Raw genomic sequence first — 11,301 nt, 5'->3', positions numbered from 1 at the left:
ATGGCCGCGCCGGCGGGTTAGGGTCGACCACATGACGGCACGGGCTGGACGTTCGGCACCGCTGGACGCGCTGGACCGGCGCATCGTGGAGGAGCTGCGCGCGGACGGGCGGATGTCGATGCGGTCGCTGGCCGAGAAGCTGCACATCTCGCGGGCCGGCGCGTACTCGCGGGTGGAGCGGCTGCACCGCGACGGCGTGATCACGGGGTACGCGGCGGTGGTCGACCCGGAGCGCTACGGCTTCGGCATCTCCGCCTACGTCTACCTCAAGATCAGCCAGCACTCGTGGAAGGCGGTGCGGCAGCGGGTCATGGAGATCCCCGAGGTCTGGCACGGCGCGCTGGTGTCCGGCGACTACGACCTGGTGCTGCTGGTGCGCGCGCCCGACGCCCACAGCCTGCGCGACCTGGTGCTGTCGCGGTTGCAGACGATGCCGGACGTGACGTCCAGCCACACCGTGCTCGTGCTCGACGAGCTGCCCCCCGGCGGTGAGGACCGGGACGGTCACCACCCGAAGTTCTGAGTCCAGTAGATGCCGTAGGACCCGCCGCGCGCCATGCCGACGCCCAGCGCCTTGAGCTTGCAGTTGAGGATGTTGGCGCGGTGGCCGGGCGAGTCCATCCAGCCCTTGACCACGGCCTCGGGGGTGCGCTGGCCGGCGGCGATGTTCTCCGCGCCGGGCGCGGGGTAGCCGGCGGCCTTCACCCGGTCCACGAAGCTGCGACCGTCCTTGGAGACGTGGTCGAAGTAGTTCTGCGCGGCCATGTCGGCGCTGTGCGCGCGGGCGGCGGCGGCCAGCCGGTCGTCGGCGGCCAGCGCGGGGCAGCCGTTGGCGGCGCGTTCGCCGTTGGTCAGCTCGACCACCTTCGCCTCGGCCAACTCGACGTCCGTCCGGGTGGGGGTGGCGGGCGGTGCGGGCGGTTCGGCCCGAACTTGCGTCTGCCGCGGTGGTTCGGTGGTGGTCGTGGCCCCGTTCGTCGTGGCCTCGTTCGTGGTGGTCGTGGCGGGCGGCGGCTCGGGCGTCGTCGTCGTGCCGGTCGCGGACGGCGTGGTGCCGGGTGGCGTGGTCGCGGCGGTCGGCGCGATGGCCCCGGGCTGGGTGGTGGTGCGCATCGCGGCCGTCGCGCTCGCCGCGATCAGGGCCATGCCGTCCGGGTGCTCGCACCCGGCCAGGGCCAGCCCGGCGAGAATGGCGGCAACGGGCAGCACGGCGTTCTTGCGCGACACGCGGAAACCTCGATCTGCATTCGGCGGCATTTCGGGCGCGGCGACCGCGGGTGCGCTTCTTCGCAGGGTAAGCGCACGCGGTCGCCGCACCGAAGGCAGAATCGGGCGGTCCGGGCAAGGGGGGAGAGCGCTGCGGCCGACCCGATTCCGTGAATGACTTTATCCGGAACGGGAGAAGTGTCAACAACTATTTATTTAAGGAACATTTAAAGGTCGCATCAGGTGCGCGAAAGGCGCGACCCGTCAGACTGGCTCCTCCGCGCGACCCAGCCGCAGCTGCACCCGCGTGCCGCCGAGCGGACCGCGGTCGACCACCAGCGAGCCGCCGGTGGCCTCCGCCGCGCGCCGGGCGATGTCCAGCCCGAGGCCGGTCGACCCCGCGCCGCTGCTCCCCCGCCGCAACGCCGCCTCCAGGTCGTCGATGCCCGGCCCGGCGTCCTCGACCACGACGACCACGCGATCGGTCCGGTGGAACAGCGCGACGACGAACCCGACGCCCTCGGGGGTGTGGCGGAAGACGTTGCCCAGCACGGCGTCCATCGCCGCGGCCAGGTCGCTGCGGGAGAGCGGCACGAGGGCGCGCCGCTCGGTGCCGCGCAGGTTCCACAGCCGCTGCTGGTCGTCGGCCAGGGCGGACCAGAACACCAGCCGGTCGTGCACGACCCGGGCCGCGTCGCACCGACCCCCGTCGGGGTCGTCCAGCTCCCGGCGGGCCGCGCGGATCAGCTCGTTGACCTCGCGCTCCAGCGCGTGCACGGCCTGGCGGACGCGGTTGGCGTTCGGGTCCTGGCCGAGCGTCTCGGAATCCAGCCGCAACGCGGTGAGCGGCGTGCGCAACCGGTGCGAGAGGTCGGCCAGCACCTCGCGCTCGTTCGCGACCAGCTGGCCGATCCGGTCGGCCATCCGGTTGAACGCGACCCCCGCGTCGAGCAGTTCCGGCGGACCGCTCGGCGTGACCCGGGTGGCGAGGTCGCCCTGCCCCATCCGGCGCGCGCCGTCGGCCAGGGCGGCGGCGGACCTGACGACCCGCGCGCCGAGCCGGTCGGCCACCAGGACCGAGCCCAGCACCAGGAGGACCGCGACGCCGCTGAGCGCGAGCCACGCCTGCCCCACGCCCCGCGACAGCTCGGCCCGCGGCACGAACGCCTCCACCACCGCGACCCGCCCCTGGTCCAGCAGCACGGGCTGGAGGTGCACGTACCCGGCCGCGACGGGCTCGGTCGACGCCAGGCCCTTCTCCCGGGCGTTGCGCAGCTGCTCCTCGGTGGCCACGGGCACGCCGACGACCCGGCCGTCGGCCAGGTGCACGGCCACGCGGCCCGCCGTGCTGGTGAGCGCCTGGCCGACCGACGCGGGGTCGGACGTGATCACCAGCACGGGGGTGAGCGCGCCCGCGAGGCGCTCGGCGTCGGCGAGCGCGCGGTCCTCGGCGAGCTGGCGCACCACCAGGGCGAGCGGGATGAGGAACGCGAGCGCGACCATCGAGGTGACGGCCAGCGAGACGAGGGCGAGCGACCTCCTCACTCGGCCGCCGTGAGCTTGAACCCGACACCGCGCACGGTGTGCAGGTAGCGGGGCCGGGCGGCGCGTTCGCCCAGCTTGCGCCGCAGCCACGACAGGTGCACGTCGAGCGTCTGGTCGTCGTGCCTGCCGGGCAGGTTCCACAGGTTGGCCAGCAGCTCGGCCCGGGGCACGACCTTGCCCTCCCGCGCGGCGAGGTAGGCCAGCAGGTCGAACTCCTTGCGGGTGAGGTTCAGCTCCCGGCCGTCCAGGTGGGCCTCGCGGCGGTCCGGGTCGACGGTCAGCCGGCCGACGCGGAACGCGGCCGGCGGCGCGTCCTTGCGCGCCCGCCGCAGCACCGCCGACAGCCGGGCGGCGAGGTGCTCGCTGGAGAACGGCTTGACCAGGTAGTCGTCGGCACCCGCGTTGAGCAGCCGCACGATCTCGGCCTCGTCGTCCCGGGCGGTGGCCACGATGACCGGCACGTCGCACACCCCGCGCATCATGCGCAGGGCGTCCGCGCCGTCCATGTCGGGCAGGCCCAGGTCCAGCACGACGAGGTCGAACCGGCCGCCGGTGATCTCCCGCAGCGCCCCCAGGGCCGTGCCGACGGGCAGGACCGCGTGCCCGAGCCCGGTCAGCGCCCGGCTCACCGCCGACCGCACCACCGGGTCGTCCTCGACGAGCAGCACCGAGACCATGGCGGGCACCGTAGTACGGCGTCCCCCGATCGGGTCACCGCTCCCCCGCCACCGCCTCCTCCGCCACCACCTGCTCCGCCACCGCCTGCTCCGCCACCACCTGCTCCGGCGCGGGGCGGAAGAGGCCGTCGAGCAGCACGGGGATCGCGCGGCGCGGGTCGGGCGTCCGGTCGACGGCCGCCTGGAGCATGGTGAGCACCACCGCGACGTCGTCCAGCACCACGTCGTGGCGCAGGTGCCCGGCCGCCCGGGACCGGTCGAACGGGCCGCGCAGCGCCTCCAGCAGCCGCCGCACGTGCCCGCGCCGCTCGGTCTCGGGGAACCGGCGCAGCTCCTCCACCAGCGGGCGCATCGCCACCTGGTAGGCCATCACCGCGCCGAGCAGCGCGCGGAACGCGGCGGGGTCGTCGGCGGTGCGCCGGGCCGCGTTCGCCAGCAGGCCGAGGTGTTCGCGCGCGACCGCGAGCAGCAGCGCGCGGCGGTCGGGGAAGTGCCGGTAGACCGTGGCCTGGCCGAGGCCGGTCAGCCGGGCGATCCGGGGCGGCGACGGCGTCGTGCCGCCGATCACCAGCTCCTCGGCCGCGCGCAGGATCGCCGCCCGGTTCCTCAGGGCGTCGCTGCGGCGCGGAACGGTCATGGCGGCACCCCGGCGGAGCGGACGGAGGTTACTCGCAGGTAATGAGAATAGCACCGGCTGTGATCCCTCGGAACGGCTTCGTAACGTCGGCGACCCGCTGCCTTCACGCACTTCTCGAGGAAGGACCGGACGTTGCGCGGACGTCTTCTCCGAGTGGCGAGCGCGGTGCTGCCCGCCGCCCTGGCCGTCATGCTGACCTCGACCGGTGCGGCGCAGGCCGCCGCCCCCGTCGACTACGTCGCCCCCGTCGACTACGTCGCCCTCGGCGACTCCTACTCCTCCGGCACGGGCGCGCCGCCGTACCAGAGCGGCACGTGCTTCCGCAGCTCCCGCGGGTACGCCCCGCTGTGGGCGGACACGCACGAGGTGTCGTCGTTCAGGTACGCGGCCTGCGGCGGCGCGACCACGCAGAGCATGACCGACCAGTTCGCCGCGCTGGACGCCGGCACCGACCTGGTCTCGATCACCATCGGCGGCAACGACGTCGGGTTCGCCAACACCATGATCACCTGCGTCACCGGGACCGACGCGAGCTGCGTCAACGCCGTGGACGCGGGCATCGAGGCGGCCCGCACCACGCTGCCCGGCCGCCTCGACGCCACCTACGCCACCATCCGGGACCGCGCGCCCAACGCGACCGTGGTGGTCCTCGGCTACCCGCGCCTGGTCGAGCCGAACGGCACCTGCATGAACGCGACCAAGCGCGCCGCCCTCAACCGCGGCGCCGACGACCTGCACGAGGTGATCGCGGCCCGCGCCGCGGCGGCCGGCGTCCGCTACGTCGACGCCCGCGCCCACTTCGCGGGCCACGGCGCGTGCGGCCGGTCGCCGTGGATCAACTCGTTCTCCCTGCTGCGCCTGGTGGAGTCCTTCCACCCGAACGCGACCGGCTACAGCCAGGGCTACCTGGCGCTGCTGAACTCCGCCACGTCCTGAGCGCGCCGCCGGCCCACCGCCCGCCGCACGGCCCGGCGTGGCGGGTGGTGGGCCCCGGTGTCGTTACGCTGTGCGAGACGGCGTTGACGGAGGGGCGGCCATGGCGTTCGAGCGGAAGTACAGCGACGAGGTGCGCGCCGCCGCTGTCCGCCGCGTGGTCGAGCGCCGCCAGGCCGAGCCCGGCAACCGGTCGATCCTGCGCGAGGTGGCCGAGGAGTTCGAGGTCGGCGAGCAGTCGCTGCGGATCTGGGTGAAGCGGCTGGACGACGGCATGTTCAGCGCGGGCGAGGCCGCCCGGCTGCGGCAGGCGCCGCGGGAGCGGCTGCTGGCCCGCATCGCCGAGCTGGAGGCCGAGCTGGAGTCGGCGCACGAGCGGATCGGGGCGATGGAGGAGGAGATCGAGGTGCTGAAGAAGGCGTCCGCGATCTTCGCCGCCGAGTTGGCCAAGCGCTGACGCGTCCACAGTGTCCAGATGGCGGTACACCGCCGTGCCGGCCCTGCCCTTGGCGCACACTGGACGCGCCACGCTTGTTGGAGGGCAGATGAGCGGATACGACTACATCAGCGCCATCACCGGCTGCACCACGGAGGTCCGGGGCCGGTTCGCCGTGCGGGGGCCCGCGTTCGAGCTGCTCGCCGACGGCTCGGTGGCCTCGGGCGGGCCGGGCCGGGCGCCCGGTCCGCTGGACCTGCTGGTGTCCGCGCTGGTGGTGAACCTCCTCAACGTGCTGCGGGCCGACGGCGACCCCGACGCCGACAACCCCGGCGCGCGAGCCGTGCACGTGCGGGCCCGGACCTCGCGGTACACGCCGAACCGGTTGAAGGTGGGGCGGGTGCTGGTCGAGGTGGTGGTCGACGGGTTGGCCGAGCCCGACGTGGAGCTGCTGCTGGAGCAGTACCGCGCCGGGTGCCGCGTGCTGCCCGCCGTGTCGACGGTGTTGGACGTGGACATCCGCGCCGTCGTCCCGGCGGCCGTGTGAGGCTCACACGGCCAGCAGCGCCTTGGTGTAGTCCTCTCTCGGCGTCAGGACGACGTCGGACGTCGGGCCGTGCTCCACGATGCGCCCGCCGCGCATGACGGCGACGTGCCGGGCCACGTCGGCGACCACGGCCAGGTCGTGGGTGACCAGGAAGTAGGTCAGGTCCAGCTCCCGCTGCAGTTCCCCGAGCAGGTCCAGCACCCTGGCCTGCACGGTGGCGTCCAAGGCGGACACCGGCTCGTCCAGCACCAGGAGCTCCGGCCGCAGCGCCAGGGCCCTGGCGATCGCGACCCGCTGCCGCTGGCCGCCGGACAGCTCCGCCGGCTTGCGGTCCACATAGGACTGCGGGAGGTGGACGAGGTCCAGCAGCTCGCGCACGCGGGCCTGCCGCTGCGCGCGGTCGCCGACGCGGAAGGCGTCCAGCGGCTCGGCGATGATGGACCGCAGCGCCATGCCGGGGTTCAGCGAGTCGAACGGGCTCTGGTACACCACCTGCACGTCCCGGCGCAGCGCGCGCAGCTCGGCGCGGCGCAGGTTCGGCACGTCGCGGCCCAGCACGCGGACCGTGCCGCGGTCGGGGCGCTCCAGGCCGAGGATCAGCCTGCCGGTGGTGGTCTTGCCCGACCCGGACTCGCCGACGAGGGCGAACGTGGTGCCCCGCGGCACGGTGAGGGAGACGTCGTCGACCGCCTGCGTGCCGCGCCTGGCGGTGCCGAACCGCTTGGCCACCGAGACCAGCTCGACGGCGGGCGGGCCGGGAGCGGGCGTCCGGACCGGCTGCCCGGTCCGCCGCAGGTGCGCCTCGGCGATGCTGATCACGCGCCCCCGCGCCACCCGGGTGGAGCTGGCCAGCAGCGCCCGGGTGTAGGCGTGCCGCGGTTCGGCGAAGACCTCGGCGACGGGGCCGGACTCGACCACGCGGCCGCGTTCGAGCACCACGACGTTGCGGGCGTTGCGGCTGGCGAGGGCGAGGTCGTGGGTGATGAGCACGACGGTGGTGTCGTGCCGGGCGCGGGCGGCGTGGATGGCGCGCAGCACCTCCTGGCCGACCAGGACGTCCAGCGCGCTGGTCGGCTCGTCCGCGATGACCAGTTCCGGGCGCTGGGAGAACGCGATGGTGACCAGGACCCGTTGCCGCATGCCGCCGGACAGCTCGTGCGGGTAGCGCGCCAGCAGCGCCCCGGGGTCGGGGAAGCCGACGTCGGCCAGGTCCTGGCGGATGCGCTCCTCGACCCGGGCGGGCGTCAGCGGCGAGTGGGCCAGCCGGAACGCCTCGCGCAGTTGCGCGCCGATCGTCCTGGTCGGGTTGAGCGAGGCGATCGGGTCCTGCGGCACGAACCCGATGTGCCTGCCGCGCAGCGCCCGGAACTCCTTGTCGCGCCGGCGCAGCACGTCCTCCCCCGCGAACTCGACGCTGCCCGCGGTGACGCGCCCGTTGTGCGGCAGCAGGCGCACGACGGCGTGCGCGAGGGTGCTCTTGCCGGAGCCGGACTCGCCGATCACCGCGGTCACCTCGCCGCGCGGGATCTCCAGCGACACCGACTCCAGGGCGGTGTCCTCGGCGTCGCCGTTCGCGCGCCGGTAGGCGACGGTGAGGTCGGCGACCCTGACGAGCGGTGTCATGCGTGGTCCTCCTGCAACAGGTAGGCGAGGCGGCTGAGCAGCACGACCACCGCGGTCAGCGCCGAGCCGGGGATGAGGGCGACCCACCAGGCGTGCGCCAGGTACTTCTGGCCGCCGGCGATCAGCACGCCCCACTCCGCCGACGGCGGGGCCTCGCCGAAGCCGAGGTAGCTCAGCGAGCCGATGGCGAGCATGGCCAGGCCGAAGTGCAGCGCGGTGTAGGACAGGACCGGGTGGCGGATGCTCGGCAGGACGTGGCGGGTGACCACCCGCCACGGGCCGGCGCCGCACGTGCGGGCCGCCTCGACGTAGGTGAGGGTGCCGGAGCGGATCACGCAGCCCCGGATCAGCCGGGCGAAGCCGGTGGCCTCGCCGATGCCGATGGCGACCGCCGCGACGACCGCGCCGCGCCCGTAGGTCGTGATGACGGCGAGGGCGAGCAGCACGGCCGGGATGGCCATGATCGCTTCCGTGAGCACGCCGAGCAGGCGGTCGAGCGGGCCGCCGGGGCGCAGCCCGGAGAGCACGCCGACCACCGCGCCCGCCACCAGCGCCACCACCACCGCCAGCAGCGCGGAGAACAGCGAGATCCGCAGCCCGTGCACCACCCGGGAGAACAGGTCGCGGCCGATCTCGTCGGTGCCGAACCAGAAGTCGCCGTCGGGCGCGGTGAACGGCAGCCCGTCCAGCTCGTAGGGGTCGTGCCGGGTCACCAGGTCGGGGAAGACGGCGACCAGGACCAGCACGGCCAGCAGCGCGAGGAGCAGGTGCCGCTCGCGGACGCGCCGCCGGCGTCGCCGACCGGTGGTGCGGGGCGTCGGCGGTGCGGCCGGGGCGGGTTCGGCGACGGTGGTGGCGAGGGTGTCGGTCACGCCGGTGCCTCCGCGGTGGTGGCGCTCGCCGCGCGGCGGCGCAGACGGGGGTCGAGCAGCACGTAGCCGATGTCGACCAGGGCGTTGACGACGACGTAGGCGGCGGCCAGCACCACGACCAGGCCGAGGACGACGGTCAGGTCCACCGCCTTGACCGAGTCGACCATGAGCCGGCCCAGCCCGACGCGGGAGAACACGACCTCGACCACGACCGTGCCGCCGAGCAACTGGCCGACGCGCAGCCCGAACACCGCCAGGAACGGGAACGACGCGTTGCGCAGGCAGTGCCGGTACAGGGTGTGCAGCCGGCTCGCGCCCTTGGCGGGCGCGGTGACGGCCGCGTAGGTGGCCGCCAGCTCGGTGCGCAGGCCGCTGATGAGCACCTGGGCGAACTGGGCGGCGCCGAGCAGCGCGAGCACCGCCGCCGGCAGCACCAGCGAGGCCGGTCCCCGGCTGCCGTTGGACGGGAACCAGCCGAGCGTGATGGAGAAGAGGTAGACGAACAGGATGCCGACCCAGAACACCGGCAGGCTCACGTACGCCGAGGGGATCAGCGACGCCAGCGACCGGACCGCCCGCGACCGCGGCACGACCGCGAGCACGGCGAGCAGGAAGCCGAGCGGCACCGAGACCGCCAGGGAGACGGCGGCCAGCGTGACGGTGTTGGGCAGCACCTCGGCGAGCAGCCGGGTGACCGGCTGCTCGGTGACCAGCGACCGGCCGAGGTCGCCGCGCAGCAGGCCGGTGATGCCGTTGAGGTACTGCGTCCACAGGCTGTCGGACAGGCCGACCTCGTCGCGCAGGAGGTCGAGGTCGAGGCCGGCGACGTCGGCCGAGCCGATGGTGTCGGTGGTGCCGATGCGGGCCAGCACGGCGTCGCCGGGGAGCACGAACAGCAGGAAGAACGAGGCCGAGTAGGCCGCCAGGATGACGGCGACGGCGCGACCGAGCTTGGCCGCGACGACCCGGGCGAGGTCGCGGAGGGCGGCGGCGCGGGTGGCACCGGCACCGGTGGTGGCGGCGGGGTGGGCGGGGTTGGTCATCGAGGGCTCCCAACGGGCCCGGGGCCGTCCACGACGGCCCCGGCCCGGGTCACGGCTGGTCGATCCACGCGTCGCCCAGCCACGGGATGTGGGTGGCCTCCAGCAGCGGCAGGTGGGTGCTGTTGCGGTAGGCCAGCGGCTGGATGAAGTCGTAGAGGGGGATGTAGTACGCCTGGTCCAGGACGATGGCCGACGCCTGCGCGGCCAGCGCCTTGCGCTCGGCGATGTCCGGCTCGGCCAGGACCTCCCCGAAGATCCGGTCCAGGTCCTGGTCCAGGCCGCCGTAGGTGGAGCGCAGCACGTCGGCGTCGGGCCGGGTGCCCGAGCTCCAGGAGAACGAGTAGTCGCCCGACTGCAGGCGCTGGTTGAGCTCGGCCTGGGTGAGGCTGCCGAACTTCAGCTCGACGCCGATGTCCTTCCACTGCGACTGCACCACGGCGATGTTCGGCTCGTGCGAGATCGTGGACGGGCTGTAGACGAGGGTGAACGCGAGCCGCGCGCCGCCCTTGGCCCGCACGCCGTCCGCGCCGGGGCGCCAGCCCGCCTCGTCCAGCAGCCGCTTCGCCTCGCCGACGTCGGTCCTGATCTTGTCGGACTGGTCGGCGAAGTACGGGTTGCTGGCGGTGTAGGCGCCCTTCGGCGGGATGTCGATCGACGAGGCCCGCTTGAGCACGGCGGCGCGGTCGACGGCCAGCGACAGCGCGCGCCGGACCCGCACGTCGTCCAGGCCGGGGACCTTGGTGTTGGCCGCGAACCCCAGCGCCGAGCCCGGCAGCGGTTGGCGGCGGATGGTGATCCCGGAGCCGGCGGCGAACTCCGTCTTGTCCGCGGGCTCGGTGTTGTGCAGCAGGTCCAGCCCGCCGGAGCGCAGCTCGGCGGCGGCGATGCTGTTGTCCTGGATGTGGTGCACCTCGACCTTGTCGAGGTGGGCCGCTCCCCGGTTCTTCGCCGGTGCCGGTGGCCAGGCGTAGTCCTCGCGGCGGGTGAGCGTGTAGCCCTCCTCGCCCCGGCTCTCGGTGGCCACGAACGGGCCGGAGCCGATGATGCCCAGCCCCTCCTGCCGCTTCTCGAACGGCAGCGCCGCGGTGGCCGGCGCGACGATGCCGAGCACGGTGCTCGACGCCGCCTGGAGGAACGACGAGTTCGGCTTGGCCAGGTCGAACACGACGGTGTCCTGGCTCGGGGTGGTGATCTCCCGCAGCGCGCCGATCCACTGGTTGGCGACGGCGTACTTCGCGCCGCCGTCGCGCAGCGCCTGGTAGCTCGCCTTGACGGCGGCGGCGTCGAGCTTCTCGCCGTTGCTGAAGGTGACGTCCTGGCGCAGCGTGAACGAGTAGCGGGTGGCGTTGTCGTTGACCTCCCACCTGGTGGCCAGCCACGGCGCGAACGTGCCGTCCTCGTTGTTGAACACCAGCGAGTCGACCAGCCCGCGCAGCGGGACGGCCAGGCCGTAGCCGGTGGTCGTGGCCGGGTCGATGGACTTGCCGCCGCCCGCCGCCCGGTACTTCAGCACGCCGCCCTTGACCGGCGTGTCGCTCGCGCTCCCGCCGCCACCGGTGGCGCCGGCGGCGCAGCCGGAGAGCACGAGACCGGCCGACGTCAGCAGGATCAACGCGGCGGTGGCCCGTCTTGGCGGCCGGGCGCGCCGGGTGGCGTCGTGGGGATGGCGCTTCATCGTGGGTGACTCACTCTCGTCTCTGGCTCCCGTGCGCCGAGCGGCGGCGGCACGTGCGCTAGAACGTTAGGCGCGCAATCCCTCGTAGCCGATAGCGTCTCGCTATA

The 11,301-nt window shown here is 74.0% G+C and carries 12 protein-coding genes; 4 read left to right on the top strand and 8 right to left on the bottom strand.

From position 1 onward, the window contains the following. Positions 1-31 precede the first annotated feature (31 nt). Complete coding sequence (locus tag ACIGNX_RS00170; protein ID WP_396534598.1) at positions 32-523, top strand: Lrp/AsnC family transcriptional regulator; 492 nt, start codon at positions 32-34, stop codon at positions 521-523. Here the strand turns inward: ACIGNX_RS00170 and ACIGNX_RS00165 are convergent. From ACIGNX_RS00165 to ACIGNX_RS00150, 4 genes are all read right to left on the bottom strand, one after another. Beyond that, on the bottom strand, positions 505-1,227 hold the full coding sequence (locus tag ACIGNX_RS00165; protein ID WP_396534596.1) for a CAP domain-containing protein: 723 nt from the start codon (positions 1,225-1,227) through the stop codon (positions 505-507). The two genes, ACIGNX_RS00170 and ACIGNX_RS00165, sit on opposite strands and share 19 nt — an antisense overlap. A gap of 243 nt (positions 1,228-1,470) precedes the next feature. Continuing rightward, positions 1,471-2,751: an ATP-binding protein gene (locus ACIGNX_RS00160; RefSeq protein WP_396534594.1), complete on the bottom strand. Its 1,281-nt coding sequence runs from the start codon at positions 2,749-2,751 to the stop codon at positions 1,471-1,473. Continuing rightward, positions 2,748-3,428 carry a response regulator transcription factor gene (locus tag ACIGNX_RS00155; RefSeq protein WP_396534592.1) on the bottom strand — a complete coding sequence of 227 codons (681 nt, stop codon included), beginning with the start codon at positions 3,426-3,428 and terminating at the stop codon, positions 2,748-2,750. The genes ACIGNX_RS00160 and ACIGNX_RS00155 overlap by 4 nt, the downstream gene beginning before the upstream one ends. Before the next feature lie 34 nt (positions 3,429-3,462). Then, positions 3,463-4,065: a TetR/AcrR family transcriptional regulator gene (locus tag ACIGNX_RS00150; protein ID WP_396534590.1), complete on the bottom strand. Its 603-nt coding sequence runs from the start codon at positions 4,063-4,065 to the stop codon at positions 3,463-3,465. A 153-nt stretch (positions 4,066-4,218) separates the two neighbouring features. On the opposite strand from ACIGNX_RS00150, the gene ACIGNX_RS00145 reads away from it, so the two are divergent. The 3 genes from ACIGNX_RS00145 to ACIGNX_RS00135 all read left to right on the top strand — a co-directional run bounded on the left by ACIGNX_RS00145 (position 4,219) and on the right by ACIGNX_RS00135 (position 5,981). Further along, complete coding sequence (locus ACIGNX_RS00145) at positions 4,219-5,001, top strand: SGNH/GDSL hydrolase family protein (RefSeq protein ID WP_396534588.1); 783 nt, start codon at positions 4,219-4,221, stop codon at positions 4,999-5,001. Positions 5,002-5,101: 100 nt separating this feature from the next. Beyond that, positions 5,102-5,455, top strand: a complete 354-nt coding sequence (locus tag ACIGNX_RS00140) for a transposase (RefSeq protein ID WP_396534586.1) — start codon at positions 5,102-5,104, stop codon at positions 5,453-5,455. A gap of 88 nt (positions 5,456-5,543) precedes the next feature. Further along, positions 5,544-5,981: a hypothetical protein gene (locus tag ACIGNX_RS00135; protein ID WP_396534584.1), complete on the top strand. Its 438-nt coding sequence runs from the start codon at positions 5,544-5,546 to the stop codon at positions 5,979-5,981. A 3-nt stretch (positions 5,982-5,984) separates the two neighbouring features. On the opposite strand, the gene ACIGNX_RS00130 is transcribed toward ACIGNX_RS00135, so the two are convergent. Genes ACIGNX_RS00130 through ACIGNX_RS00115 form a run of 4 tightly spaced genes read right to left on the bottom strand, consistent with a single transcriptional unit; the run spans position 5,985 to position 11,194 of the window. After that, positions 5,985-7,604, bottom strand: coding sequence for a dipeptide ABC transporter ATP-binding protein (locus ACIGNX_RS00130; RefSeq protein ID WP_396534582.1), 1,620 nt, complete (start codon positions 7,602-7,604; stop codon positions 5,985-5,987). Further along, complete coding sequence (locus tag ACIGNX_RS00125; protein ID WP_396534580.1) at positions 7,601-8,476, bottom strand: ABC transporter permease; 876 nt, start codon at positions 8,474-8,476, stop codon at positions 7,601-7,603. Before ACIGNX_RS00125 ends, ACIGNX_RS00130 begins: the two co-directional genes overlap by 4 nt. Then, entirely contained in the window at positions 8,473-9,519 is a 1,047-nt protein-coding gene (locus tag ACIGNX_RS00120; RefSeq protein ID WP_396534578.1) for an ABC transporter permease, read from the bottom strand. The genes ACIGNX_RS00125 and ACIGNX_RS00120 overlap by 4 nt, the downstream gene beginning before the upstream one ends. A gap of 49 nt (positions 9,520-9,568) precedes the next feature. Beyond that, positions 9,569-11,194 carry an ABC transporter substrate-binding protein gene (locus tag ACIGNX_RS00115; RefSeq protein WP_396534576.1) on the bottom strand — a complete coding sequence of 542 codons (1,626 nt, stop codon included), beginning with the start codon at positions 11,192-11,194 and terminating at the stop codon, positions 9,569-9,571. Between the last annotated feature and the right edge of the window lie 107 nt (positions 11,195-11,301).

The sequence above is a fragment of the Actinosynnema sp. NPDC053489 genome (assembly GCF_044544865.1).
Taxonomy (GTDB): Bacteria; Actinomycetota; Actinomycetes; order Mycobacteriales; family Pseudonocardiaceae; genus Actinosynnema.
This window is presented reverse-complemented; position numbering and strand designations above follow the sequence as displayed.

Bases quoted from the DNA above. Each gene is read 5' to 3' on its own strand.
- ACIGNX_RS00155 (WP_396534592.1), bottom strand. From the start codon at position 3,428: ATGGTCTCGGTGCTGCTCGTCGAGGACGACCCGGTGGTGCGGTCGGCG.
- ACIGNX_RS00170 (WP_396534598.1), top strand. From the start codon at position 32: ATGACGGCACGGGCTGGACGTTCGGCACCGCTGGACGCGCTGGACCGG.
- ACIGNX_RS00140 (WP_396534586.1), top strand. From the start codon at position 5,102: ATGGCGTTCGAGCGGAAGTACAGCGACGAGGTGCGCGCCGCCGCTGTC.
- ACIGNX_RS00135 (WP_396534584.1), top strand. From the start codon at position 5,544: ATGAGCGGATACGACTACATCAGCGCCATCACCGGCTGCACCACGGAG.
- ACIGNX_RS00150 (WP_396534590.1), bottom strand. From the start codon at position 4,065: ATGACCGTTCCGCGCCGCAGCGACGCCCTGAGGAACCGGGCGGCGATC.
- ACIGNX_RS00130 (WP_396534582.1), bottom strand. From the start codon at position 7,604: ATGACACCGCTCGTCAGGGTCGCCGACCTCACCGTCGCCTACCGGCGC.
- ACIGNX_RS00120 (WP_396534578.1), bottom strand. From the start codon at position 9,519: ATGACCAACCCCGCCCACCCCGCCGCCACCACCGGTGCCGGTGCCACC.
- ACIGNX_RS00115 (WP_396534576.1), bottom strand. From the start codon at position 11,194: ATGAAGCGCCATCCCCACGACGCCACCCGGCGCGCCCGGCCGCCAAGA.